At 73.5% G+C, this 23214-nt stretch carries 20 protein-coding genes, 7 tRNA genes and 1 pseudogene; 18 read left to right on the top strand and 10 right to left on the bottom strand.

The features are described 5' to 3' along the window. Positions 1-186: 186 nt before the first annotated feature. The 4 genes and pseudogenes from cobT to ACIGYR_RS22560 form a co-directional block, all read left to right on the top strand. Positions 187-5289: a nicotinate-nucleotide--dimethylbenzimidazole phosphoribosyltransferase gene (cobT, locus tag ACIGYR_RS22575; RefSeq protein WP_399600863.1), complete on the top strand. Its 5103-nt coding sequence runs from the start codon at positions 187-189 to the stop codon at positions 5287-5289. A 141-nt stretch (positions 5290-5430) separates the two neighbouring features. Then, entirely contained in the window at positions 5431-6663 is a 1233-nt protein-coding gene (cobA, locus tag ACIGYR_RS22570) for a uroporphyrinogen-III C-methyltransferase (protein WP_399600861.1), read from the top strand. Between the two features lie 73 nt (positions 6664-6736). After that, positions 6737-7555: a TrmH family RNA methyltransferase gene (locus ACIGYR_RS22565; protein ID WP_399600858.1), complete on the top strand. Its 819-nt coding sequence runs from the start codon at positions 6737-6739 to the stop codon at positions 7553-7555. Positions 7556-7689: 134 nt separating this feature from the next. After that, positions 7690-7760 (top strand): annotated as a pseudogene (locus ACIGYR_RS22560) (FHA domain-containing protein); the annotation flags it as partial. Between the two features lie 12 nt (positions 7761-7772). Here the strand turns inward: ACIGYR_RS22560 and ACIGYR_RS22555 are convergent. Continuing rightward, positions 7773-9218 (bottom strand): serine/threonine-protein kinase, encoded by a 1446-nt coding sequence (locus ACIGYR_RS22555; protein WP_399600856.1) that lies wholly within the window; start codon positions 9216-9218, stop codon positions 7773-7775. A gap of 604 nt (positions 9219-9822) precedes the next feature. Between ACIGYR_RS22555 and ACIGYR_RS22550 the strand changes: the two genes are divergently transcribed. From ACIGYR_RS22550 to ACIGYR_RS22540, 3 genes are all read left to right on the top strand, one after another. Continuing rightward, positions 9823-9999 (top strand): hypothetical protein, encoded by a 177-nt coding sequence (locus ACIGYR_RS22550; protein WP_399600853.1) that lies wholly within the window; start codon positions 9823-9825, stop codon positions 9997-9999. A 368-nt stretch (positions 10000-10367) separates the two neighbouring features. Beyond that, a complete protein-coding gene (locus ACIGYR_RS22545; protein WP_399600850.1) occupies positions 10368-11348 on the top strand; it encodes a phosphotransferase family protein in 981 nt (326 codons plus the stop codon). Positions 11349-11428: 80 nt separating this feature from the next. Next, positions 11429-11722, top strand: a complete 294-nt coding sequence (locus tag ACIGYR_RS22540; RefSeq protein ID WP_391844621.1) for a zf-TFIIB domain-containing protein — start codon at positions 11429-11431, stop codon at positions 11720-11722. Between the two features lie 51 nt (positions 11723-11773). Here the strand turns inward: ACIGYR_RS22540 and ACIGYR_RS22535 are convergent. From ACIGYR_RS22535 to ACIGYR_RS22515, 5 genes are all read right to left on the bottom strand, one after another. Then, a tRNA-Val gene (locus ACIGYR_RS22535) sits at positions 11774-11845 on the bottom strand. 29 nt (positions 11846-11874) lie between these two features. After that, positions 11875-11946: transfer RNA gene (locus ACIGYR_RS22530), tRNA-Val, on the bottom strand. A 40-nt stretch (positions 11947-11986) separates the two neighbouring features. Continuing rightward, a tRNA-Val gene (locus tag ACIGYR_RS22525) sits at positions 11987-12058 on the bottom strand. A 1-nt stretch (position 12059) separates the two neighbouring features. Beyond that, positions 12060-12133, bottom strand: a tRNA-Cys gene (locus ACIGYR_RS22520). Positions 12134-12171: 38 nt separating this feature from the next. Next, positions 12172-12244: transfer RNA gene (locus tag ACIGYR_RS22515), tRNA-Gly, on the bottom strand. A 178-nt stretch (positions 12245-12422) separates the two neighbouring features. Here ACIGYR_RS22515 and ACIGYR_RS22510 point away from each other — a divergent pair. The 3 genes from ACIGYR_RS22510 to ACIGYR_RS22500 all read left to right on the top strand — a co-directional run bounded on the left by ACIGYR_RS22510 (position 12423) and on the right by ACIGYR_RS22500 (position 15191). Further along, on the top strand, positions 12423-13475 hold the full coding sequence (locus ACIGYR_RS22510; protein WP_399600847.1) for a chorismate-binding protein: 1053 nt from the start codon (positions 12423-12425) through the stop codon (positions 13473-13475). Further along, the gene (locus ACIGYR_RS22505; protein WP_391844625.1) at positions 13472-14293 is read left to right on the top strand and encodes an aminotransferase class IV; all 822 of its coding nucleotides are present in this window, start codon (positions 13472-13474) and stop codon (positions 14291-14293) included. The genes ACIGYR_RS22510 and ACIGYR_RS22505 overlap by 4 nt, the downstream gene beginning before the upstream one ends. Positions 14294-14366: 73 nt before the next feature. Beyond that, the gene (locus ACIGYR_RS22500) at positions 14367-15191 is read left to right on the top strand and encodes a GNAT family N-acetyltransferase (RefSeq protein ID WP_399600844.1); all 825 of its coding nucleotides are present in this window, start codon (positions 14367-14369) and stop codon (positions 15189-15191) included. 187 nt (positions 15192-15378) lie between these two features. Here ACIGYR_RS22500 and ACIGYR_RS22495 read toward each other — a convergent pair whose 3' ends face one another. Next, positions 15379-15921: a DsbA family protein gene (locus ACIGYR_RS22495; protein ID WP_399600842.1), complete on the bottom strand. Its 543-nt coding sequence runs from the start codon at positions 15919-15921 to the stop codon at positions 15379-15381. A gap of 201 nt (positions 15922-16122) precedes the next feature. Here ACIGYR_RS22495 and ACIGYR_RS22490 point away from each other — a divergent pair, with 201 nt between their 5' ends. Both ACIGYR_RS22490 and ACIGYR_RS22485 read left to right on the top strand, forming a co-directional pair. Next, complete coding sequence (locus ACIGYR_RS22490; protein WP_399600839.1) at positions 16123-16581, top strand: hypothetical protein; 459 nt, start codon at positions 16123-16125, stop codon at positions 16579-16581. A gap of 155 nt (positions 16582-16736) precedes the next feature. Next, entirely contained in the window at positions 16737-16889 is a 153-nt protein-coding gene (locus tag ACIGYR_RS22485) for a hypothetical protein (RefSeq protein WP_167345734.1), read from the top strand. Between the two features lie 63 nt (positions 16890-16952). Here ACIGYR_RS22485 and ACIGYR_RS22480 read toward each other — a convergent pair whose 3' ends face one another. After that, positions 16953-17513: a CGNR zinc finger domain-containing protein gene (locus tag ACIGYR_RS22480; RefSeq protein WP_391844631.1), complete on the bottom strand. Its 561-nt coding sequence runs from the start codon at positions 17511-17513 to the stop codon at positions 16953-16955. A 378-nt stretch (positions 17514-17891) separates the two neighbouring features. Then, complete coding sequence (locus tag ACIGYR_RS22475) at positions 17892-18305, bottom strand: SsgA family sporulation/cell division regulator (RefSeq protein ID WP_004002642.1); 414 nt, start codon at positions 18303-18305, stop codon at positions 17892-17894. A gap of 191 nt (positions 18306-18496) precedes the next feature. Between ACIGYR_RS22475 and ACIGYR_RS22470 the strand changes: the two genes are divergently transcribed. From ACIGYR_RS22470 to ACIGYR_RS22455, 4 genes are all read left to right on the top strand, one after another. Further along, on the top strand, positions 18497-18961 hold the full coding sequence (locus ACIGYR_RS22470) for a TIGR02611 family protein (protein ID WP_399600835.1): 465 nt from the start codon (positions 18497-18499) through the stop codon (positions 18959-18961). Positions 18962-19046: 85 nt separating this feature from the next. Next, positions 19047-19118 (top strand) — tRNA-Val (locus ACIGYR_RS22465). Between the two features lie 780 nt (positions 19119-19898). Continuing rightward, a complete protein-coding gene (locus ACIGYR_RS22460) occupies positions 19899-20345 on the top strand; it encodes an SRPBCC family protein (protein ID WP_399600833.1) in 447 nt (148 codons plus the stop codon). 39 nt (positions 20346-20384) lie between these two features. Beyond that, positions 20385-20456 (top strand) — tRNA-Val (locus ACIGYR_RS22455). 54 nt (positions 20457-20510) lie between these two features. Here ACIGYR_RS22455 and ACIGYR_RS22450 read toward each other — a convergent pair. Beyond that, positions 20511-21236: a 3'-5' exonuclease gene (locus tag ACIGYR_RS22450; protein ID WP_391844637.1), complete on the bottom strand. Its 726-nt coding sequence runs from the start codon at positions 21234-21236 to the stop codon at positions 20511-20513. Positions 21237-21404: 168 nt separating this feature from the next. Between ACIGYR_RS22450 and ACIGYR_RS22445 the strand changes: the two genes are divergently transcribed. Together ACIGYR_RS22445 and ACIGYR_RS22440 are read left to right on the top strand one after the other, a co-directional pair. Further along, a complete protein-coding gene (locus ACIGYR_RS22445; protein ID WP_399600830.1) occupies positions 21405-21971 on the top strand; it encodes a DUF4365 domain-containing protein in 567 nt (188 codons plus the stop codon). Beyond that, positions 21968-23197 (top strand): hypothetical protein, encoded by a 1230-nt coding sequence (locus ACIGYR_RS22440; RefSeq protein WP_399600827.1) that lies wholly within the window; start codon positions 21968-21970, stop codon positions 23195-23197. Before ACIGYR_RS22445 ends, ACIGYR_RS22440 begins: the two co-directional genes overlap by 4 nt. Positions 23198-23214: the final 17 nt, after the last annotated feature.

Below are 23214 nucleotides of genomic sequence, written 5' to 3'. Positions count from 1 at the left end.
TGTCGCGGATCACGCTGTCGCGACGGCGCAACGGCCGGGACAATGCCACTGAATGGCTTTGTCGCCTTTTCCGGCGGGTCGTTCGTGCCGCTGGGCACGGACGCTCGTTCTTCACTGCGGGGCGGTCGGTGCGCCGTTCCGGGTGAGCTGGTCGTAGGAGCACTAACCGATGGGCGAGGGGTACGCATGACCGACACCGGCCAGGTCCCGGGCGAGGGGCTGCCGGAGAGCGCAGGCATGGTGGATCAGCCGGGCGCCCTCGCGCACGGCGCGTACACCTACCTCTCCGAGGCGCCCGCCGAGGACGAAGACCTGCTGCTGCCGGGTGCCCAGGGCGCGTGGGGCAACGAGGTGCCGCCACCCGCTCCGGAACCGGTGGTGGAGGCCGTGCACGAGCCGGGCCCGCACGAGGTGGCCGGCCGCGACAGCGGCTCGGTCGACCTCAGCGGCGTCCGCCTGCCCGAGGGCCCGGCATCGGTGCCGCCGTCGCCCATCCTCTCCGCGCCGCACGACCCGGCGGCCGCCCCCCAGCCGCCCCGCCGCCCGCTGCACCTCGGCCCGCCCATCCCCGACGCCTCCGCGAGCCCGGTCCGCTCCCTCGCCGACCGCGGCCCCGCCGGAGCGCCGGTACGCCAGTCCGGGCCGCCGACCACGGGCCCCGAGTACCTCGATGCCCAGCCGCTGAGTGAGATGGCACCGCAGTCCGCGGCCCCCTGGGGCGCGGCGCCGGCCGCCCCGGCCCAGGTCGGCTCCCAGGTACCGGCCGCCGAAACGGTTGCCCCTCCCGGGGCCACCGAGCCGGCCGACGCCGCCCAGGCGGCGATGGCCCGCCTCGCGCACCAGGCGGCGGCTCCGAGCGCCGCCGGCGACACCGGCCAGGGGCACGTCGTGCACGGCCATGACGGCATGCAGCCGGTGCACGGCCACGACGGGGTGTACACCGCGCCGACGGTTCCGGGCGCCGAGGGCGTTCCGGCCGCGGTGGTGCAGAGCCCCGAGAGCGGTCAGCCGCCGACGCCCCAGACCGACGCCACCACCGAGGGCCTGCCGGTCCCGGCGGCTCAGGATGCCGAGGGTGTACCGGTCCCGGCGGCTCAGGGTGCCGAGGGTGTGCCGGTTCCGGTCGGTCCGGGTGCCGAGGATGTGCCGGTTCCGGTCGGTCCGGGCGCCGAGGGTGTGCCGGTTCCGGTCGGTCCGGGTGCTGAGGGCACGCAACTCGCCGACGGTGCGCGGGCTTCCGTGGCCGCCGGTGACAGCGGTGCCGTGCCCGACGCCGGCGTCACGGCCGAGGTGCCGCAGGCGGGGCAGGCCGTACCGGCTGCCGAAGGTGCCGTGGTCGTACCCGAGGGACCCGAGGGCGGGGAGCCCGGGCAGGCGCCCGCCGAAGCGGCCGGGGCCGCCGAGGTGCCGGGCGGGGCCGAGGGCCAGGTGCCCGCTGACGCATCCGATGCCGCCGCCGCTCAGGGACCCGAGGCCGATGCCGCTCAGGGCGTGGCGGACTCGGCGGACCAGGGCGCTCCGGAGCAGACGGACCAGGGCGCTCCGGCACAAGCTGTACAGGACCCCTCGGTGCCGGCCCAGGGCGTACCTGGCCGCACGCCGGACAACGCGCAGGTGGCGCCGGCCCCTGAGACCGCCGGTGGCGTGGGCACGGCGGTGACCGATCAGGCGACGGCCGATCCGGCGTCGGCGGAGGCCGCTGTGGAGCAGACGGCCGTGGTGCAGACGGCGGTCGCCGAGGCGGCTCAGCCGACCGCCTCGGCCGGCGAAACGGTCGAGGGCGTGGAGCCTGCGGAAGGCGCGCAGGCGGATGTGGCCGCCCAGGTCGGCGAGGTCCCGCAGGCCGCGGATGTTGCGCAGGCCGCCGAGGGTTCCGCGCCGCTCGGTGAGGCCGCGCAGGCCGCCGACGCCGCGCACCTCGCCGACCCCACCCAGGTCACCGGCCCTGCCCAGGCGCAGCCTCCCGCCGGGGCCACGGACCCCACGGCCGGCCAGGGCGCGGTCGCGTCCGTCGACCCGGCTTCCGCTCAGCAGGTGGCCCAGGCGACCGAGCCGGCTGCCGTCCAGGGTGCGGCCCAAACGGTCGATCCGGCTGCCGTCCAGGGTGTGGCTCAGCCCGTCGGCGTGGCTCTCGGCGAGGGTGCTCAGCCCGTTGACCCGGCTGCCGTCCAGGCGACCGATCCGGCTGTCCAGGGTGTGGCTCAGCCCGTCGGCGTGGCTCTCGGTGAGGGTGCTCAGCCCGTTGACCCGGCTGCCGTCCAGGGTGCGGCCCAGGCGACCGATGCGGCTGTCGTCCAGGGCGTCGTGGCCCAGCCCGTCGACGCCGCCCCTGCCGATGGCGCGGCCCAGCTCACCGACCCGGCAGCCGCCCAGGATGTCGTTCAGACCGCTGCCGCCGGCCCGGCTCCCGGCGAGATCCCGCCCGCCGCCGCCCCTGCCGAGCCCGGCGCCCCGCAGGGCGCTGCCGAGACCGTAGGCGGTGGCGTTCCGGCTCAGCCGGGCGTGGAGACCCCCGGCGCCGACGACGTCGTACCGGCCGCCCAACCGACCGCCGTGCAGGTTCAGGACCCGGCCGTCATGCAGGTTCAGGACCCCGCCGCCGTGCCGGTTCAGGACCCGGCCGCGGCGCAGGACCAGGACCCCGCCGCCGTGCAGGCCCAGCAGCCCGGTGCCCCCGCGCCGGAGGCACCCCAGCCCCAGGCCCCCGACGCCATGGCGCCGCAGGCCGGAGCAGCCGTCGCCGCCGAAGTGCCGCAGGCCGAGGTGGTCGCGGCCGCCGCGGCCCCGGACGCCGGACCCGTCGCGCACGCCGGTGACGACACCGAGGCTGTGGAGGCGTCCGAGCCGGCTGTGCTCCAGGTGCAGGGACCGCAGCTGGCCGAGAACGTCCCCCACGACGCCCACGCCACCACCGTGTCCGCCGTAGCGCCGCAGCCGCAGCCGCAGGCAGCGGACACCGGTGACGGGGACGCGACCGGCCAGGCTGCAGACCCGGCCCAGGTTGCCGACCCGGCACCGGCCGACCCGGCCCCGGTTGTCGACCCGGCCCCGGCTGCCGACCCGGCACCGGCTGTCGGTCCGCAGCACCAGCCGCAGGTGCCGGACACCGCCGTAACGGACCCCGCGATGCCCGCCCCGCAGCACCCGGAGCAGCTCATGCCCTCCGGTCTGCCGGGAGTGCCGCACCCGGAGCAGCCGCTCGGGCAGTTCGTACCGGTGGAGGGCCAGGTGCCCACCACCCCGCATCTGGCACCCACCCCGCCGCAGCCGCTCATCCTGCCCCCGGAGGGCCGCCCGGCCCCCGACGCGCAGGGACCGCAGGAGCAGCCGGAGCAACCGGAGCAGCCGGAGCAGCCGGAGCAGCCGGAGCAGTGGGCGCAGCCGGAGCCGGTGGCCATGGTGCCGGCGCCGCGCGAGGGTGAGCCGGCCGGCGTACCGGCCGCACCGGACGCGGAACACACACCCGACGTCGTACAGCACGCGGAGGACCTGCGTACCAGGGTCGCCGACCAGGAAGAGGGCATGGCCGCAGTGGCGGAAGCACGACAGTCCACCGGCCCGGCCGCGCCCGGATACGCCGACGCGGAGCGCGAGGCCGTTCTGAGGGTGATGCGCGAGCGCCGCGACATCCGCAACGGCTTCCGCAGCGACCCCATCCCGCACGAGGTGCTGCTCAGGGTCCTGGAGGCGGCGCACACCGCACCGTCCGTGGGCCACTCGCAGCCCTGGGACTTCGTCGTCATCCGGTCCGCCGAGACCCGGCGGACGATGCACGAACTGGCGATGCGGCAGCGCGAGGCGTACGCCAAGTCGCTGCCGAAGGGCCGGGCGAAGCAGTTCAAGGAACTGAAGATCGAGGCCATCCTCGACACCCCGGTCAACATCGTCGTCACCGCCGACCCCACCCGCGGCGGCCGGCACACGCTCGGCCGTCACACCCAGCCGCAGATGGCGCCCTACTCCTCGGCGCTCGCGGTGGAGAACCTCTGGCTCGCCGCCCGCGCCGAAGGACTCGGCGTCGGCTGGGTCAGCTTCTTCGACGAGCGGGAGATGGTCCGCACGCTCGGCTTGCCCGAGCATCTGGAGGTCGTCGCCTACCTGTGCGTCGGGTACGTCGACGAGTTCCCGGACGAGCCGGAGCTGATGCAGGCCGGCTGGTCCAAACGGCGCCCCCTGTCCTGGGTGGTGCACGAGGAGACGTACGGCCGCCGCGCCCTGCCCGGAGAGGAACCCCACGACCTGCTCGCCGAGACCGTCGCACAGATCCGCCCGCTCGACGCCAAGGCGCTCGGCGAGGCATGGGAGCGCCAGAAGCGCATGACCAAGCCGGCCGGCGCGCTCGGCATGCTGGAGATCATCTCCGCGCAGCTGTCCGGGCTGTCCCGGCAGTGCCCGCCGCCGATCCCGGAACCCGCCGCCGTCGCGATCTTCGCCGGCGACCACGGCGTACACGCCCAGGGCGTCACCCCCTGGCCGCAGGAGGTCACCGCCCAGATGGTGGCCAACTTCCTCGGCGGGGGAGCCGTCTGCAACGCCTTCGCCACCCAGGTCGGTGCCGAGGTGTGCGTCGTGGACGTGGGCGTGGCCGCCGACCTGCCGGCCACCCCCGGGCTGCTGCCGCGCAAGATCCGTGGTGGCACGTCCGACATGACCACCGGCCCCGCGATGACCCGTGAGGAGGCCAAGGCGGCCATCGAGGTGGGCATCGAGACCGCCCGCGACCTGGTGGCGGCCGGTAACAAGGCGCTGCTCACCGGTGAGATGGGTATCGCCAACACGACCGCGTCCGCCGCGCTGATCTCCGCGTTCACCGGTGTCGACCCGGCCGAGGTGACCGGTCGCGGCACCGGCATCAACGACGAGACGCTGGCCCGCAAGACCGAGGTGGTCCGCCGCGCGCTGGAGCTCCACCAGCCGGACCCGGCCGATCCGATCGGCGTGCTCGCCGCGCTCGGCGGTTTCGAGCACGCTGCCATGGTCGGCCTGCTGCTCGGCGGCGCCTCGCTGCGTACGCCGGTGATCCTCGACGGGGTCAGCGCCGGCGCCGCGGCCCTCGTCGCCCGCGCCATCGCCCCCGAGGTGCTCGCCGCCTGCATCGCCGGTCACCGCAGCGCCGAGCCGGGCCATGTGGTGGCCCTCAACAAGCTGGGACTGCGCCCGCTGGTCGACCTCGACCTGCGTCTCGGCGAGGGCACGGGCGCGCTGCTCGCGCTGCCGCTGGTGCAGAGCACGGCGCGCGCCATGCACGAGGTGGCGACGTTCGACTCCGCGGGGGTCACCGAGAAGTAGCCGCCGCGCCACGGGTGGTCCGGTGCCCAACTGCCGGACCACCCGTGCCGTCTGCTGCGTCCACGACATAAAATCCGCACGTCAGGGCCGCTCCGAAGGTGCAGCGCGCCCATCTCACAGCTGCACGAGGAGCCGTACCTCATGGCCGAACACCCCGCCTACCCCGTAGGTCTTCGCCTCTCCGGCCGCCGTGTGGTCGTCGTCGGCGGCGGTCAGGTGGCTCAACGGCGTCTGCCGGCGCTCATCGCCGCGGGTGCGGACATCGTGCTGGTCTCTCCCGAAGCGACGCCCTCCGTCGAGGCCATGGCGGACGCGGGCGAGATCAGCTGGGTGCGGCGCGGATACGAGGACGGCGACCTCGCCGACGCCTGGTACGCCCTCGTCGCCACCAGTGACCCCGAGGCGAACACACGGGCCTCCGCCGAGGCGGAGCGGCACCGTGTCTGGTGCGTCCGCTCCGACGACGCGGACCGGGCCACGGCATGGACTCCGGCGACCGGCCACAGTGAGGGCGTCACCGTCGCCGTACTCACCACGAACGCGCGTGGCCGCGACCCGCGCCACACCGCCGCCATCCGGGACGCGGTCGTCGCGGGCCTGCGTGACGGCACTCTGGTCGCCCCGCACCACCGCACCCGCACGCCCGGTGTGGCCCTGGTCGGTGGCGGCCCCGGCGACCCCGACCTGATCACGGTCCGCGGCCGGCGCCTTCTCGCCGAGGCGGACGTCGTCATCGCCGACCGGCTGGGCCCGCGCGATCTGCTCGCCGAGCTTCCGCCGCACGTCGAGGTGATCGACGCGGCGAAGATCCCGTACGGCCGGTACATGGCCCAGGAGGCCATCAACGACGCGCTCATCGAGCATGCCAGGCAGGGCAAGGCGGTCGTCCGGCTCAAGGGGGGCGACCCGTTCGTCTTCGGCCGGGGCATGGAGGAGGTCCAGGCGCTCGCCGAGGCGGGCGTCCCGTGCACGGTGGTCCCCGGCATCTCCAGCTCGATCTCGGTGCCCGGCGCGGCCGGCATCCCGGTCACGCACCGGGGGGTCGCCCACGAGTTCACCGTGGTCAGCGGCCATGTGGCGCCCGACGACGAGCGGTCCCTGGTCGACTGGCCCTCGCTGGCCAAGCTCACCGGCACCCTGGTGATCCTGATGGGCGTCGACAAGATCGGGAAGATCGCCGAGACGCTCGTCGCGCACGGCAGGTCACCGCGGACGCCGGTGGCTCTCGTCCAGGAGGGGACGACGGCCGCGCAGCGCCGTGTGGACGCCACCCTGGCCACGGTCGCCGACACCGTACGGGCCGAGGACGTGAGGCCGCCGGCGGTCATCGTCATCGGCGAGGTCGTGCGGGTCGGCCCCGAGTCCACCGCTTGATCACCCGTAACCCGGGGTAACACACCCCTTCCGAGCCGTTGGCACCACACCCAGGACAAGGCAGTATCACCCTGTGGCCGATCTCATCACCGTCGAGGATCCCGACGACCCGCGCCTCTCCGACTACACAGGTCTGACCGACGTCGAGCTGCGCCGCAAGCGGGAGCCCGCCGAGGGCCTGTTCATCGCCGAGGGCGAGAAGGTCATCCGCAGGGCCAAGGAAGCCGGCTACGAGATGCGGTCGATGCTGCTCTCGGCCAAGTGGATCGACGTCATGCGCGACGTCATCGACGAACTCCCGGCACCGGTCTACGCCGTCACCCCGGAACTCGCCGAACGGGTCACCGGCTATCACGTGCACCGCGGCGCTCTCGCGTCCATGCAGCGCAAGCCCCTGCCGACGGCCGGCGAACTGCTCCGCACCGCCCGCCGGGTGGTGGTCATGGAGTCGGTGAACGACCACACCAACATCGGCGCGATCTTCCGGTCGGCCGCGGCCCTCGGCATGGACGCGGTGCTGCTGTCGCCCGACTGCGCCGATCCGCTGTACCGGCGGAGCGTGAAGGTCTCCATGGGGGCGGTGTTCTCGGTGCCGTACGCCCGTCTGGAGACCTGGCCGCGGGACCTGGACTCGGTCCGCGAGGCGGGCTTCACCCTGCTCGCGCTCACCCCGGACGAGAAGGCCAGCAGCCTGGACGAGGCCGCCCCGCACCGGATGGACCGGGTGGCGCTCATGCTCGGCGCGGAGGGCGACGGGCTGTCCACACAGGCCCTGGTCGCCGCCGACGAGTGGGTTCGCATCCCGATGTCCCACGGCGTCGACTCGCTCAACGTGGGGGCGGCTGCCGCGGTCGCGTTCTACGCGGTGGCGACGGGCCGGCCGGAGTCCTGACCACCTGAAGCCCTGACCGGTCGGAGTCCTGACCACCTGAAGCCCTGACCGGCCGGAGTTCTGACCGGCCGGAGTTGCGACCGGCCGGAGTTGCGACCGGGGCAGGAACCGGTGCTCCTCTCGGTCCCGGCCCCTGGCGACACGCCACGGTCAGTTTCAACGGCCGCAGTTGGGTCGTCGAGGACCCGGCAGCACCAATGGCACCCGGGCCCGGCGCTCAGTTCCCGGCGTCGTTGCTCAGCACCGATGGACGCCGGTCCGACGGGTACCCGCCGTCGCCCGGTGGGGGATAGCTCGGCTGCGCGTGCCGCTGCCGCCGGCCGCCGCCGTCGTCGCCGAGCCCGCGCGCCGGACCCTGGCAGCCCTGGGCCACCGCGATGCCGAGCGCCACCAGCAGCGTCACCACCACGAACACGAACAGCCGCTGCCGCAGCAGCCGCGGATTGGCCGGCCGTAGGCCGAACCCCGCCGGACGCTGCCCCGGCCGCCCGGAACCGCCGCGCGGCGCGGGCCGGCCGCCGCTGGAGCGAGGGCCGCCGCCACGCGGTGCCGGAGTGGGCCGAGCCGTACCCTGCCGGGAGGATGCGGCACCGCCGCGCGCACCGCTGCCGCCACGCGAGGACGCCCCACCGCGGGACGGCATGTCGCCACGCGCCGAGCCCCCGCCCCTGGACGGCGCCCCGCCCCGGGCCGGCGTGCCCCCGCGCGGCAGCGGCGTACCGGGGGCGGTACGCCGCTGGGTGCGCTGCTGCTCGGGGTAGGTGTCGACGAGCCGGCCGGTGGGCCGGTCCGCCTCGGCGGCACGCGGCGCGGGCGGCCGTACGTCGGCCAGCCCCTGCGCCTCCCGGGCCGCGATCTCCTTCAGCCGCAGCGACAACTGGAGGGTGCTGGGCCGCTCGTCGGGGTCCTTCGCCAGGCAGGCCCGGACCAGCGGGGCGAGCGCGTCCGGTACGCCGGACAGCTGCGGCTCCTCGTGCACCACCCGGTACAGCATCACCTCGGAACTGCCTTGCCCGAAGGGCGAGTCGCCGGTCGAGGCGTATGCCAGGGTCGCGCCCAGGGAGAAGACGTCGGTGGCGGGTGTGACCGCCGCCCCGCGCACCTGCTCGGGGGCGAGGAAACCGGGGGAGCCGACCGCGGTGCCCACGTGCGTGAGCGTGGAGGCCCCGGTGGCCCAGGCGATGCCGAAGTCGATGATCCGCGGCCCCTTGGGGGACAGCAGGATGTTGGAGGGCTTCAGGTCCCGGTGGACGACACCCGCCTCGTGCACGGCGACCAGTCCCTCGGACAGGGCCGCGCCGACCGCCGCCGTGTCCGCCGCGCCGAGGGCGCCCTCGTCGGCGACCTTGTCGTGCAGGGAGGGGCCGGGCACGTACTGGGTGGCGAACCAGGGCCGCTCGGCCTCCAGGTCGGCCGCGACCAGCCGGGCCGTGCACCCGCCCCGGATCCGCCGGGCCGCGGACACCTCGCGCGCGAACCGCGACCGGAACTCCTGATCCTCCGCCAGGTCCGGCCGGATCACCTTCAGCGCGACCCGCTGCCCCTTCTTGTCGGAGCCGAGGTAGACCACGCCCATCCCGCCCGCGCCGAGCCGTCGGTGAAGCCTGAACGAGCCGACGACGCGCGGGTCCTCGCGCCTCAGGCGCATCATCGCCATGTTCATCCCCGCTGCCCGGTCCCTGTGACGTGGCACAGCTTACGTTTCCACGGCCGCCTGCGCGCAGAGGCCGCGCCCTCTCGGCCGGACGGATTGTGTGGGCCGTCCGGGTGAGGTGAAACGCGGTCAGGAAGCGCTGCCGTACGGCCACTTCGAGCCAGTCGTGGCCTCAACCGGCTGGATTCATCGGGGGGTTGGGAAAGCAGGGGGGCGCGGCGCACGGTGCCGTACGTCCGCGGCCCGGAAGCCGCCGGCGGCCCGTGGGCCCGGCCGCACCCGGGAGCGGGCTCCACCTCCCGGCCCCCCGCCGACCCCACCCCGAGTGATCGAAGTCACTCCATCCGGCCCGCAGGACGCGTCGGAAATGACCGGACAGAGCGGGCGCCCCCTCCGGGAAGACCCCGAGAGCCGGGCCCTCGTCTCCACCCAGGGGAGTACTCCGCAGGTCATGGCTCATCCTCGCGGAGGCCCGGCAATCGGTACGAGGGCATGACGCCCCTCGGATGCCGCGCGCCTAGATTTGAGGTCAAGCGGCGGGTGGCAGCACTCGTCCCCCGAGGTCAGACACCCGCCGCTGCCGGAGACAACCGAAACGGTCAGGAGAGGGACCATGGCCCACACGGCACCGCGACGCACCGCGTTCGCCCCCCGCCGGACGGGCCGCCGCCACCCCCTGGTGGCGACGATCATGGCCCTTCCCCTGGCGGCCCTGCTCCTGCTCGTCTTCGACGGCTGGGAGACGGTGGCCACACAGGCGTCGTCCGTGGGTGCGATGCTGGGGCGCTGAGCGGCGACCCCAGGCCCGGAAGAGCGGTCCGGGCGGGGACATCGATCCATGAAACCCCGTGGGGACGGGGGTGCGGCGGACGGCAAAAATGCCGGCGCAGCTGGGGAGCTGCGCCGGCATCAGCCGTTTCGGCCCGAGAGCCGAGAGCCGAGAGCCGAGAGCCGAGAGCCGAGAGCCGAGAGCCGAGAGCCGAGGACGAAGCCGAGGACGAGGACGACGCCGATGGCGGCGGCCGCCGAGAACGGTCACGCGTCCACGTCGTGTCCGCCTGGGCCGGGCGTGGCCGCTACCGGCCGTGCCTTTCGGGCAGGCGGCCCCGGCGCCGCCCAGTACCCTCGGCCCATCAGTCCACCCCGCCCGAGGCAGCCTTGACCGCAGACCCAGAGACCGACGCGTCCACCCTCATATCCGCGCTGACCGCGAAGGCCAGGGCCGCCGCCCACCCCGGCACCCCCACCGCCCCCTGCGCCTGCGCCGGCACCCCCCTCGCCGACCGCCCCGACGCCACCGTCGTCCGGCACGCCGACACCGTCGCCAAGGCCCACGCCCCGGACACCGACCCCACCGCGCTCGCCCTCCGCGTCACCACGGCCGCCCGCCTCCCGGACGTGCTCCTGCCCCCGCTCACCTCGGCGCCGGTCCCACTGCACGACCGGCTGGTGACCTTCTGGCCGTACGGCGTCCCCGTGGACCCGGACGACCCGGACGCGGCCCCCTGGGAGTCCGCCGCCGCCCTCCTCGCCCGGCTGCACCGCGCCCCCGTCCCGGCCGGCCTGTCCCCGATGCGCGGCCCCGCCAAGGCCGCCCGCGCGCTCGACCGGCTCCGGGCGGCGCTGCGCGCCACGCCTCCCGCGGACGCCCGCGAGGCCGCCCGCCCCGTCCTGGCGGCCTGGGCCGCTCTCCCCGCCTGGGCGAGGGCCGCCGCACCGATGCCCGGCCCGGCGGCCGTCTGCCACGGCGATCTGCACCTGGGCCAGCTCGTCCGGCACCCGGCCCCGGACGGACCGTGGAAGCTGATCGACGTCGACGACCTCGGAGCCGGTGTCCCCGCCTGGGACCTCGCCCGCCCCGCCGCCTGGTACGCCTGCGGACTCCTCCCGCCCGACGAGTGGACCCGATTCCTGGCCGCCTACCGGCGGGCCGGCGGCCCGGCCGTGCCCCCGGACGGCGATCCCTGGCCCGCCCTGGACGTCCCGGCCCGCGCGCTCAGCGTGCAGACGGCCGCCCTGGCGATCACCAGGGCGCTCGCAGCCGGCCGCCCGCTGGACGAGGTGGAGCAGGCCGTCGTCGACGCCTGCGCGCGCATGCCCGTGGTCCCCCCTCGGCAGCCGTCCGGATTCCCGGACTAGGCTGCAACCGCCCGGGGCCGGACGGAGTCTGTCCTGGGGGAACACGAAGCAGTACCGACCGGCGAGGAGTTGAGCCGACCATGCAGTGTCCGAAGTGCCATGCGCCGATGCACACCTACAACCGCAACGGCGTCCAGATCGAGCAGTGCAGCGGCTGCCGCGGCATCTTCCTCGACTACGGCGAGCTCGAGGCGCTGACCCGCCTGGAGTCCCAGTGGTCGCAGCCGGCCCCGCCCCCGCCCGCCGCCCCGCAGGCATACCCCGCTGCCCCGGCCGCGCCGGCCTGGGGCGCGCCGCACGGCGGCCACCACGGCGGCGGTCACTACGGCCACCAGCGCCACAAGAGCTTCGGCCACATGCTGTTCTCCAGCTGAGACACGAAGGAGCCCCCGGCCGTACGAGACGGCCGGGGGCTCCTTGCTGCGTGGACGATACTGGGATTGAACCAGTGACCTCTTCCGTGTCAGGGAAGCGCTCTCCCGCTGAGCTAATCGTCCGCGGACTGCGACCGGTGAGTCACAGACGGTGCGCGATACTGGGATTGAACCAGTGACCTCTTCCGTGTCAGGGAAGCGCTCTCCCGCTGAGCTAATCGCGCGGGCGGGACCTTCGAGAAGATCCGGGATCCGGAGATCCAGTGGACGATACTGGGATTGAACCAGTGACCTCTTCCGTGTCAGGGAAGCGCTCTCCCGCTGAGCTAATCGTCCTTGGAGGTGGAGACGGGATTTGAACCCGTGTAGACGGCTTTGCAGGCCGTTGCCTCGCCTCTCGGCCACTCCACCAGGAGTGTAGGGGATCGGGAAGACCCCTTCTTCCTTCGAGCGGACGACGAGGCTCGAACTCGCGACCTCAACCTTGGCAAGGTTGCGCTCTACCAACTGAGCTACGTCCGCCTGTCGTTTCGGTCCGCTTCCGCGTCCCGGCGACGTGTTGAACTCTAGCGGATTCCCGGGCCAGTACAAAAACGCGTTTGCGCAGCGTGCTGCGGTGCGCCCGGCGGACCCGGTGGTCAGGGCTCCCCCCGGGACATCCCGGGGCCACCTCCGGGACACCCGACCTAGACTCGACCACGTGCTCCACCTCCCTCCCCTCGCCCGGTTCGGCGATCGCGTCGCCACCGGCCTCCTCGACGTCACCAGCGATCCGGCCGCCCTGGACTCCACCGGCTTCTGGGCCGTCTGCGCGGACTTCGAGGGCCGGCTGACCTGCGCTCGCTTCGCGGACGTACGGACGGAGCCGGTACCCGCGCCGGCCCCCGGCGGATGGCGGGGCCCACAGCCGGGGGACTGGACCTCCTCCCTGGACAGAGCCGCGTACACGACGGCCGTCCGCCGCATCCGTGAGCACATCGCGGCCGGCGAGGTCTATCAGGCCAATCTCTGCCGGGTGCTCAGCGCGCCCGTCGGGCCCGGCGCCGACGTGGACGCGTTGACCGCCGTACTCGCCCGGGGCAACCCCGCGCCGTACGCGGGAACGATCCGGCTGCCACGGCACGGCGTGGAGATCGCCACCGCCTCGCCCGAGCTGTTCCTGCGCCGCGACGGCCGTACGGTCGAGTCGGGACCCATCAAGGGCACCGGGCGGACCGAGGCGGACCTCCTGGAGAAGGACTACGCCGAGAACGTGATGATCGTGGACCTGGTCCGCAACGACATCGGGCGGGTCTGCGCGACCGGCAGCGTGACCGTGCCCGACCTGTGCGCCGTGGAGAAGCATCCGGGCCTGGTCCACCTCGTCTCCACCGTCCGCGGCCACCTGCGCGAGGGGGCCGGCTGGCCCGAGCTGCTGGCCGCGGCCTTCCCGCCCGGCTCGGTCACCGGCGCCCCCAAGTCGAGCGCCCTCAGGATCATCGACGCCCTGGAGATGGCACCGCGCGGCCCGTACTGCGGCGGCATCGGCTGGGTGGACGCCGACCGGGGCACCGCCGGGCTGGCCGTGGGCATCCGCACCTTCTGGATCGACCGGTCCGCCGGGGGCGCGGCGACGCTGCGCTTCGGCACCGGCGCCGGCATCACCTGGGGGTCCGACCCGGACGGCGAGTGGCGGGAGACCGAGCTGAAGGCGTCCCGGCTGCTCGCGATAGCGTCGGGGGCGTACGAGGAGAGCGAGGGAGCACTCACATGAGGATCTGGCTGGACGGCGGACTGCGGGACCTGGAATCCGCCCGGGTCTCCGTCCTCGACCACGGGCTGACCGTCGGCGACGGCGTCTTCGAGACCGTGAAGGCGGCCGACGGCAGGCCGTTCGCGCTCACCCGCCACCTCGACCGGCTGACCCGGTCGGCCCGCGGCCTCGGCCTTCCCGACCCCGACCACGACGAGGTGCGCCGCGCCTGCGCGGCCGTGCTCGAGGCCAACCCGATGCCGCTGGGCCGGCTGCGGATCACCTACACCGGCGGGCACGGACCGCTCGGCTCCGACCGCGGCGCACACGGCCCGACCCTCGTGGTCGCCCTCGGCGAGACCACCCGCCGCCCGGACGCCACCGCGGTGATCACCGTCCCTTGGACGCGCAACGAACGCGGCGCCCTCGCCGGCGTGAAGAGCACCTCGTACGCCGAGAACGTCGTCGCCCTGGCCCGCGCCCACCGACTCGGCGCCTCCGAGGCGCTGTTCGGCAACACGGTCGGCCGGCTCTGCGAGGGCACCGGGTCGAACGTCTTCGTCGTCCTGGACGGCGAGATCCACACCCCGCCGGTCGCCTCCGGCTGCCTGCCCGGCATCACCCGGGCCCTGGTCGTCGAGTGGACCGGCGCCAAGGAGACCGACCTGCCGCTGGACGTCCTCCAGCGCGCCGACGAGGTCTTCCTCACCTCCACGCTGCGGGACGTACAGGCCGTGCACCGGATCGACGACCGCGAACTGCCCGGCGCCCCGGGGCCGGTGACCGCCAAGGCCCTGCGCGTCTTCGACGAGCGGGCGGGGCAGGACCTGGACCCCTGAGCCGGGGCAGGCGACGGAACGGGGCGGAGAAAACGAGCTGACGCGGCCGGTCGCCGTGGGTAGAACTCCTGTGATGACCACGACCCTGCGGCCGGCCGAGCCGCTCCAGACGCACCCCGACGGGACCCGCTCCCGGCGCTTCGCGGTGTGCGTGAACAGCCGTCCCGTCGGTGAGATCCACCTCGGCACCTCGCCGAACCTCGGCGACTCGGTGGCCCGCGTCACCGACCTGCGGATCGCCGAGCCCGACCGGCGGCGCGGCCGGGGCACCGTGGCGCTGCTCGCCGCGGAGGAGGTGGCCCGCGGCTGGGGCTGCGTACAGATGGAGACGGTGGTGCCCGTCGCGGCGGTCGCCGCGCTGCGCCTGTTCGGCACCCTCGGCTACACCGAGCGCAACCGCGGCATGGAGAAGCGCCTCGGCGGCACTCCGCCCGCGCTGCCGCCGGACAGTCACGCGCGGTCCATGACCGGGGCCGAGTTCGACGCGTGGCAGGAGGCGGAGAGCGAGCGGTACGCGCGCACGTGGATCGACCGGGGCCTACCCGAAGCCGCGGCCCGCGCCAAGGCCCGCGACGACCACGCGCGGCTGCTGCCACACCGACTCGCCACCGACGGCATGCTCCTCAGCGTGCTGGAGCACGCGGGCAGCCGGGTGGGCACCCTGTGGGTGGCTCTGGAGGAGGACAGGGCGTACGTGTTCGACGTGCAGACCGACGCGGCCCACCGCGGCCGGGGACACGGCCGTACGCTCATGCTGGTGGCGGAACGCCAGGCGATCGGGGCCGCCCGGCCGGTCCTCGGCCTCAACGTGTTCGCGGGCAACACCCCCGCCGAGCGGCTGTACACGTCACTCGGCTACGAGACGGTGACCCACTCCCTGAGCAAACCCCTGCTCTAGCAAGCTCCTGCTCTAGCAAGCTCCTGCTTGGCTAGCTCCCGTTCCAGCCGGCCTCTGCTCTGGCACGCTCCTGCTCCGGCTTCAGGGCGTTCGGCTCCCGGACCGGGTGCGTCTTCAAGCGCCGGGCCGGGCGCGCCCCGGCGCCACGGGACGCCCCGGACCGGGCCCGGTCCGGCCCGCTCGGTGCTCAGCTCTCCCGATCGTCCCGGTCGTCCCGGTCGGCCAGCAGCCGGTCCGCGATCTCCTCGATGCGCTCGCGCAGCCCCTCCTGGCTCTTGCCGCCGTCGAGCCGCTCGCCGTCGATGACGTACGTCGGGGTGCCGGTCACGCCGATCGCCTTGCCCTCGGCCTGGTCGGCGTCGACGACCAGGATGTGCCGGCCGTCGATCAGCGCGGTGTCGAACTCCTCGGCGTCCAGGCCGAGTTCCCGGGCAACCTCGACCAGGAAGGGCTCTCCCTGACGGTCCAGCTCCGCCACCCGCTCCAGCACGGCCTCCACGTACGGCCAGCCCCCGCCCTGCTCCAGAGCCTCCTCGGCGGCCTGGGCGGCGGCGAAGGCGTGCTGGTGCTTCTCCAGCGGGAAGTGCCGCAGCCGCAGCTCGAGCCGGTCGCCGTAGCGGGCGCGCAGGGCGCGGACGTCGTCCAGGGCGGTACGGCAGTCCGGGCACTGCAGTTCGCACCAGACCTCCAGGACGAGGGCATCGGTGCGTGCGGGGGAGGAGTCGCTCATGCCCACCAGTCTTCCAGGCCGGGCGCCGGCCACCCAATCGGGACCTCGGCGTACGGGGCTCCTCCCGGTACCGCACCCCGTACCCGCACTCCAGTAGGAGACGACCCGGAGATCTCCCTGATGTCCCCCCGGGAGCGTGGCCTCGCGGGGAGCCGAAGGTGCACGATGGAGGCGACAGATCGAGCCCGCCAGGAGGACCGGATGATTGCCGAGACAGTCTGCTCCGCCGTCTCCGCGGCGGGCCTGGGTATCGCGGTGGTCACGGCCTACCGCAAGCGTTACCTGACGGCGGCCCGCCTCGCGGCCTACTCGCTCGTGCCGGTCGGCCTGGTGATGACCGGAGTCGTCGGCTGGCTCACGGACACCGCCCTGAGCCCCACCGCCTGGGCCGGCTTCGGGGTGCTGGGCGCGGCCTGGCTCCTGTTCGCCGGGACACGTGCCGTGGAGCGCCGGCGCGGAGGTGCCGGTGCCGGGCGCAGGGCGGCCGGGCGGGCTGAGCGGGACGCGGTGGCGCCCGCGGCCTCGGCGCCGTCCCTGGGCGGTACGACCCGTTCCGCGGCACGTCCCGCTGCTACGCCCCCGGCCACCGCGCCCCGGGCAGGCGGCTCGACGGAGGACTTCAGCGACATCGAGGCCATCCTCAAGAAGCACGGCATATGACAGTCACATGACTGGCTGAAACGACACAGTGCGTCTGCGGGCGTCCGGAATCGTTCATGAGCCGAACGAGACCTCACGGTATTCGGTGATCTCCCGCAAGATCGGTGCGGGTTGATCGCGGGTGGGGCGCCGCGTAGGCCATGATCTGCCGCGAGATGCTGGACACGACACAGAGCGAGGCCGCGCCGCCGAAGGACGAGCCGCGCGGGTGCCTCTTCGCCCTTTCCCAGCCACCGCTGATGATCTTCCTAGCGGTGATCGGGTGTCTGCTCCTCATGGCTGCGCTGCACGACCTGCTGTTGCTGTGAGCCGTACACGTCGGTCCCGGCGCCACCCGCCGGGACCGACGTCGCTCCGGGCCGCGTCCGTTCTCAGCCCGCCGCTTCCTTGCGCCGGGCCCGGTAGGCGGCGACATGCAGCCGGTTACCGCAGGTGCGGCTGTCGCAGTAGCGGCGCGAGCGGTTGCGGGACAGGTCCACGAAGGCGCGCCGGCAGTCCGGTGCCTCGCAGCGCCGCAGCCGTTCCTGCTCCCCGGCCACCACGAAGAAGGCCAGCGCCATCCCGCAGTCGGCGGCGAGGTGGTCGGCCACGGAGGCACCCGGCGCGAAGTAGTGCACATGCCAGTCGTAGCCGTCGTGGTCCGTCAGGCGGGGAGTGGTCCCCGCGGCGGCGATCAATTCGTTGATCATCATGGCCGCGGACCGCGCGTCCGGGGACGCGAAGATCGCCGCGAACCGCCCCCGGACCCTGCGCACCGCCGAGAGATCGAACTCCGACAGCACACCGACATCGCTGATCTGGTGGTTTCGTACGAATTCCGCGAGAGCCGGGACATCGGACAGTCCGTCCGCCGCCGCCTCGTCCTCCGGCGCGGAGTTCACCAGATCCACCACGGTGTCGAGGGCGCACCGGGTGTCGTGGGTGATCAGCACGTTTCGCTCCCTGGCCTGGTGGTCGGGCGGGCGCCCGCCGATGCTGGCCGATGGTAGCGACAACCGCGCCGACCGCACCCGTCCTCGCCCTGTCCCGCTCGCCGGTAGAACGCCCCCCTGCGCCATAGGGTTCCCGCGCCGCGCCGCGGCCGGTCGCCGCCGGCAGACCGCACGCCGGGCCGCGGCCCGGGCACACACACCGCGGCCCGGCCGCACACGCACCGCGACCGGGCGTGCGCGGGCCGGAGCCGGCGGAGCACAGTCGGCGCCGCCCCGTGACTGCTCACGGTGGCGGCGTCGGCCTGTGCCCTATGCGGTTGTCTTGGCCCGAGCCGTCTCCCCGAGTGGACGGCGCCGGGCTGCTTGAAGGGCCGCGGCCTAGCTCTCCGCCAGAATGTGCGAGAGCTCCTGATCCAGGTCGAAGTGCCGGTGTTCCGTGCCGGGCGGCACGGCGGCGTCGGTTCGCTTCAGGAAGGACTCCAGGGCCCGCGCCGGGGCCTCGAGCAGGGCCTCCCCCTCCGGGGAGCTGAGGGCGATGCACACGACGCCCTGGCCATGACTGCGGGATGGCCAGACGCGGACGTCGCCGGTGCCGGTGGGCCGGTGAAGCCCCTCGGCGAGGAGGTCGCGGGCGAACACCCACTCGACGGTCTCCTCGGCTCCGGTGTGGAAGGTGGCGTGCACGGCGTAGGGGTCGGCCGTGTCGTACCGCAGGCCTGCGGGGACAGGCAGGGAGGACTCGCTCGACACAACGAGGCGCAGGTGCAGCTCGCAGCTGACCGTGGTGTTCATAAGCGCCAGGGCCTTTCGCTCAGTGTGCGCTCGGGGATTCGCACGTCGGCGAAATCGACATGCCACCTACGGTGCCGTTGTAAACCCCTCTGAGGGTTTTGCGTGTGTTTACGTAACTCTTCCGGCCGAGAACTCGTACCGGATCTACGACCATTCCGGTGACTGGTTTCACTCGGGTAGGGTTTGTCTGTATGAATACGGGGAGTGACGAAGCGGGCGAGGTCGCCGTGGCAGCGGACAAGGCGAAAACGGACCGGCCCGAGGCCGGCCGGGAGAGCGAGCACGGGCTCGGTTCGAGGGCGCCGGAGTTCGTCAAGGCTCGCCGGCTCCTCCACCTGAGCTGGCAGGTCGGGGTCTTCGTGATCGGCCTCGCGGTGGTCGCCGCGGGCATCGTCATGCTGCCCCTGCCGGGCCCCGGCTGGGTGGTGATCTTCGGGGGCATGGCGATCTGGGCGACCGAGTTCGTCTGGGCCCAGCTCGTGCTCCGCTGGACCAAACGCAAGGTCACCGAGGCGGCCCAGCGGGCCCTCGACCCCAGGGTGCGCCGCCGCAACATCACCCTGACCGTGATCGGTCTGGTGATCATCGGTGTGCTCGTCGGGATCTACCTGTGGAAGTTCGGCATCGTCATGCCCTGGAAGATCAAGGACCAGTGACACCGACCGGGGCATGGGCGGCGCCCACGGCCCCGCCCCTGGTCGGAAGCACCCCCTGACATGGGGTAATGTTCTTCCTGCGCCCGGGCGATTAGCTCAGTGGGAGAGCGCTTCGTTCACACCGAAGAGGTCACTGGTTCGAACCCAGTATCGCCCACCCGGACCGACGGCCCACCTGCGACAAGCAGGTGGGCCGTCGGCGTTGTCTCACCCCCCGCGGCGTTGTCCCACCCCCCGCGGCGCTGTCCCACCCCGCGGCGATGGGCCGGAAGCGCGGTGGCAGTGGGTGAGCGCGGCGACGGCGGGAGTGCGCGCCGACGTCGACGGCGAGTGCGCGCCGACGGGAGTGGCCGGAGGAGACGAACCGGGGTCCTGCTCGGCCGGCCGGCGTCATTGTCCGCCTGATCCCTAGTTCGGTCGTCGGCCGCGTTCCGACGTGACGATCCGTTACTTCTGGGGACACCGAGGGGCGGGTCGAGAAGATCAAAAAGACCATAACGTTCCTCAGGAAGAAGTACCCGAAGATCAAGGTTAAATCGGACTTCCAGATGTATTGGTCGTCATGGGAGAAGTTCCAGACACGGGCGGCCGGCGGAAATCCGCCGGATGATTTCCAAAACACCGTCACATTCCGTCGTAAGTACGACAAGTGGGGGATTCTTGTCAAGCCTCGAGGGGGGACCCGATATCTGACCGTGACTCACTTTCGTGACGACGTCCCGAAGGCCGGCGTGGGGGTCGGCGAGCGGTGGGGAATTCCCGGCTCCGGTCGTGAATACCATCCGTGACAGGGTGACGGTTCTCGGCAGACGCGGCACCGGCCGAGCGGGCCTCACGGTCGTCGAGAACCGGGCCCTGCCCGGCGACGGGATCCCGGCCTGGCCGGGAACGGGGGCGGCGGTCCGCTCCGTGTGCCGGTCCGCGCCACACTCGGCCCATGGACTGGAATCATTACCGCTTCCGCAGCCTGTGGTCCCTGCCCGCTCCGCCCGCCGCGGTGTACGGCGTCCTGGAGCGGGCCGAGGACTACCCCCACTGGTGGCCGCAGGTGCGGTCGGTGACCCGGTGGGACGACACCACCGGCGTCCTCACCATCAGGTCCGTCCTCCCGTACGACATGACCTTCACCGCACACCGGACCCGCCACGACCCCGACGCCGGTGTGCTGGAGATCGCCGTGTCCGGTGACATCGAGGGCTGGGCGCGCTGGACGGTCACCGCCGAGGGTGCCGGCACCCTGGCCCGCTACGACCAGGAAGTCCACGTCCGCAAGCCCCTCCTCAGGCGGCTCGCCGTGCCCGGCCGGCCGGTCTTCCGCGCCAACCACCGGCTGATGATGCGCTCGGGGCGGCGCGGCCTGCTGCGCCACCTGCGAGCGGTTTGAACGAAGGGCGCCCGGCCCTGTATTGTTCAGTGCGTTCCCGGGCGATTAGCTCAGTGGGAGAGCGCTTCGTTCACACCGAAGAGGTCACTGGTTCGAACCCAGTATCGCCCACCGGGAGAGGCCGGTCCGCAGCAGCGGGCCGGCCTTCTGCGTGCTGTGCGGGGTTCACGCCGCGGCCGACAGCTCCGGGCGCAGCGGCCAGTCCGTACTGACCGTCTCCTCCGAGCCGCTGCGCGCGAACCACGCCTGGAGGCCGCGCGCCTGCGCCGCGTGCCAGTTCGTCTGGAGCGCGTGCAGCTCGGCGGGGGACAGGCGCTCCAGTCGGGTCGCGAATCGTCGGCCCAGGGCGCGTACGACATCCAGCGCGGCCAGCGCGTCCGCCGCCGCGTCATGGGCGCCGTCCAGCGTCACGCCGTAGTGCTCGCACAGGTCGGTCAGCGTACGGCGGCCCTTGCGGTAGCGGTCCAGATGCTTGTCCAGCACCCGCGGGTCCAGCACCCGCAGCGGCACCGACTCGAACCAGCGGTCCAGCGTGGACGCCCGGTGCCGGCGCAACTCCCGGTCCAGCAGCGTCAGATCGAACGGCGCGTTCATCACCACCAGCGGGCGGCCCAGCGTCGCGTGCTCGGCCAGCTGCTCGGCTATCTCGTACATCACCGGAGCGGGCCAGCGCCCGTTGTGCTGCAGGTGTTCCTCCGTCAGCCCGTGCACCGCCGTCGCCGCCTCCGGCACCGGCACACCCGGGTTCACCAGCCATCGGGACACCCGGGGCCGGGTCCCCGGGGCATCCTGGACGACGACGGCGGCCGACACGATGCGGTCGGTCTCGACGTCCACGCCCGTCGTCTCCGTGTCGAAGGCGGCAAGTGGCCCCTCGTACCAGGTCGTCATCCCAACCCAACTCCTCTTTCACCCATAGCAGATGACATTCCGTCTTCTGCCCGTTTGGTGATACCCGGGCCGTTTGCGCCGTACGCCGGGAGGAGACAACAGGAGTACGGGTCTTTGCAGTTCAGCGGCCCGCAGCGGGGATACTCATTGCTTGGAAGGCTGTTGGTCATGGCCATAGCGCAGCCCGAGCGGGGCGGGCTGCTGCCCGATCGTCCGGGCACCCTTCGCGGCACGCTCGCCACCACCGCCTGCATGGAGACACTGCAGGTCGGCTATCTGCACGCGGTCGCCGCCGCGGCCGGCTGCTCGCTGTCCCAGCCCTTCCCGGACAACGGCATCGACTGGCACGTCAGCCACAGCGCGCCCGGACACACCGTGGACGACGAGGTCACCATCAAGGTGCAGCTGAAATGCACCTACCAGATCCCGCCCAACCCGCCGGGCCGCTCCTTCTCCTTCACGCTCGACAACGCCCACCTGCGCAAGCTCGCCCGCACGCCCGTCTCGGTGCACAAGATCCTGGTCGTCATGCTCGTGCCGCGCTCGCAGGACGACTGGCTGCGCGCCGGCCACGACCGGCTCGACCTCAGGCACTGCTGCTACTGGGTCGACCTCGCCGGCCACCCCGTGACCGGCCGGCACCGGACCACCGTGCGGATACCGACCTCGCGCATCTTCGACGACCGGGCCCTGTGCGAGATCATGACGCGGGTCGGGACGGGAGGCAGGCCATGAGTAACCGCCCCCACGACGAGCCGGCACGGCAGGTCCGGGCGCACCCCGACGACCTGCCCTGGCACCGGCCCCCGGAGCCCGCCGAGGTCGACCCCGGCGTGCTCGGCGCCCTGCTGCACCGGCACGGCTGGCAGCGGCGCGGGGGAGCCGCCGGGCGGTACGGCCGCTGGACCCCGCCCGGCTCGGGCGGCGGGACCAGTCTGCTCGTCCCGGAGAGCCGGGGCTTCCCGGACAGCGACGACCTGCTCGGCGAGGCCCTCGACGCCCTCGCCCGCAGCGACACCCCCGCCGCGCGCGAGGTGCTGATCTCCCTCGCCGTACCCAGCGACGAGATCCGCTGGTGGCGCGACAGCCCGAGCGGGCCCGCCGGCGCCACCCCCTGGCCCGCCGCCGACCATCTGCGCGCCGCCGCCCGGCAGATGCTGCTCGCCGCCGCCCTCGCCACGCGCGCGCGTGCCGGCTACTACGGCGCCCGCCACCGTCGCCCCGCCGCCGCGCTCCTCGAAGGGGTCCTCGTCGGCCCCGCCGCCGGGGGCCGCACCCTCACCGCTTTCACGCCCGTGCCCACCGGCCGCCCCCTCGCCGTCCGCCTCCACCAGGCCCTCCACGCCGCCCGCGAGGCCATCGACTACCGGCGGGCCACCGGCGGCATGGACGCTTTCGACGGCGCCGTCGAAGCGGGCGTCAGCCGCGAGCTGACCGAGGCGCTCAGCGCGCTCGTGCGCGGTACCGAGGGCGCCCGCGTCGCCGTCGCCTGGGCCCCCGGCGCCGGCGTCCCGGAAGGCTGCGCCCCCTCCGCCGAACCCGTCGAGTTCTCCCCGGGCGACCTGCCCGTGCTCCGCGAGGCCGCCGCCCGCTACCTGCGCGCCGAACCCTCCGTCCCGGTCCGGGTCACCGGTGCCGTCGTCCGGATGCGCCGCTCCGGACCCGGCGGCGAGGGCACCGTGCGGCTGCGCGTCCTGGCCGGCGCCGACGTGCCGCACCTCCGCGTCACCCTGGACGAGGAGGACTACCGCATCGCCGGCCACGCCCACCTGGTCGGCCTGCCCGTCCGTGTCCACGGCCGGCTGGAGCGCCGGGGCGGCTTCCGCCGGCTCACCGGGGCCTCCGGGGTCGTACCCGTGCAGGTCGACGAGACCGAGCGGGACCGGCTGATGAAGTCCCTCCAGGAGAATCTCGACTTCTTCGAAGAGGCGTGCGGGGAGGCGTACGGGGACGAGGACTGAGGGTGACCGTTTCGCGA

It is taken from the genome of Streptomyces sp. NPDC053076 (assembly GCF_044546845.1).
Lineage (GTDB): Bacteria > Actinomycetota > Actinomycetes > Streptomycetales > Streptomycetaceae > Streptomyces.
The sequence above is the reverse complement of the archived record's forward strand: the minus strand, read 5'-3'. Positions and strand labels throughout refer to the sequence as shown.

Coding starts and splice junctions, on each gene's coding strand:
- ACIGYR_RS22505 (WP_391844625.1), top strand. CDS start 13,472: ATGAGGATCTGGCTGGACGGCGGACTGCGGGACCTGGAATCCGCCCGG.
- ACIGYR_RS22490 (WP_399600839.1), top strand. CDS start 16,123: ATGATTGCCGAGACAGTCTGCTCCGCCGTCTCCGCGGCGGGCCTGGGT.
- ACIGYR_RS22495 (WP_399600842.1), bottom strand. CDS start 15,921: ATGAGCGACTCCTCCCCCGCACGCACCGATGCCCTCGTCCTGGAGGTC.
- ACIGYR_RS22555 (WP_399600856.1), bottom strand. CDS start 9,218: ATGAACATGGCGATGATGCGCCTGAGGCGCGAGGACCCGCGCGTCGTC.
- ACIGYR_RS22440 (WP_399600827.1), top strand. CDS start 21,968: ATGAGTAACCGCCCCCACGACGAGCCGGCACGGCAGGTCCGGGCGCAC.
- ACIGYR_RS22550 (WP_399600853.1), top strand. CDS start 9,823: ATGGCCCACACGGCACCGCGACGCACCGCGTTCGCCCCCCGCCGGACG.
- cobT (WP_399600863.1), top strand. CDS start 187: ATGACCGACACCGGCCAGGTCCCGGGCGAGGGGCTGCCGGAGAGCGCA.
- ACIGYR_RS22475 (WP_004002642.1), bottom strand. CDS start 18,305: ATGAACACCACGGTCAGCTGCGAGCTGCACCTGCGCCTCGTTGTGTCG.
- ACIGYR_RS22485 (WP_167345734.1), top strand. CDS start 16,737: ATGCTGGACACGACACAGAGCGAGGCCGCGCCGCCGAAGGACGAGCCG.
- ACIGYR_RS22540 (WP_391844621.1), top strand. CDS start 11,429: ATGCAGTGTCCGAAGTGCCATGCGCCGATGCACACCTACAACCGCAAC.
- ACIGYR_RS22450 (WP_391844637.1), bottom strand. CDS start 21,236: ATGACGACCTGGTACGAGGGGCCACTTGCCGCCTTCGACACGGAGACG.
- cobA (WP_399600861.1), top strand. CDS start 5,431: ATGGCCGAACACCCCGCCTACCCCGTAGGTCTTCGCCTCTCCGGCCGC.
- ACIGYR_RS22445 (WP_399600830.1), top strand. CDS start 21,405: ATGGCCATAGCGCAGCCCGAGCGGGGCGGGCTGCTGCCCGATCGTCCG.
- ACIGYR_RS22470 (WP_399600835.1), top strand. CDS start 18,497: ATGAATACGGGGAGTGACGAAGCGGGCGAGGTCGCCGTGGCAGCGGAC.
- ACIGYR_RS22500 (WP_399600844.1), top strand. CDS start 14,367: ATGACCACGACCCTGCGGCCGGCCGAGCCGCTCCAGACGCACCCCGAC.
- ACIGYR_RS22460 (WP_399600833.1), top strand. CDS start 19,899: ATGGACTGGAATCATTACCGCTTCCGCAGCCTGTGGTCCCTGCCCGCT.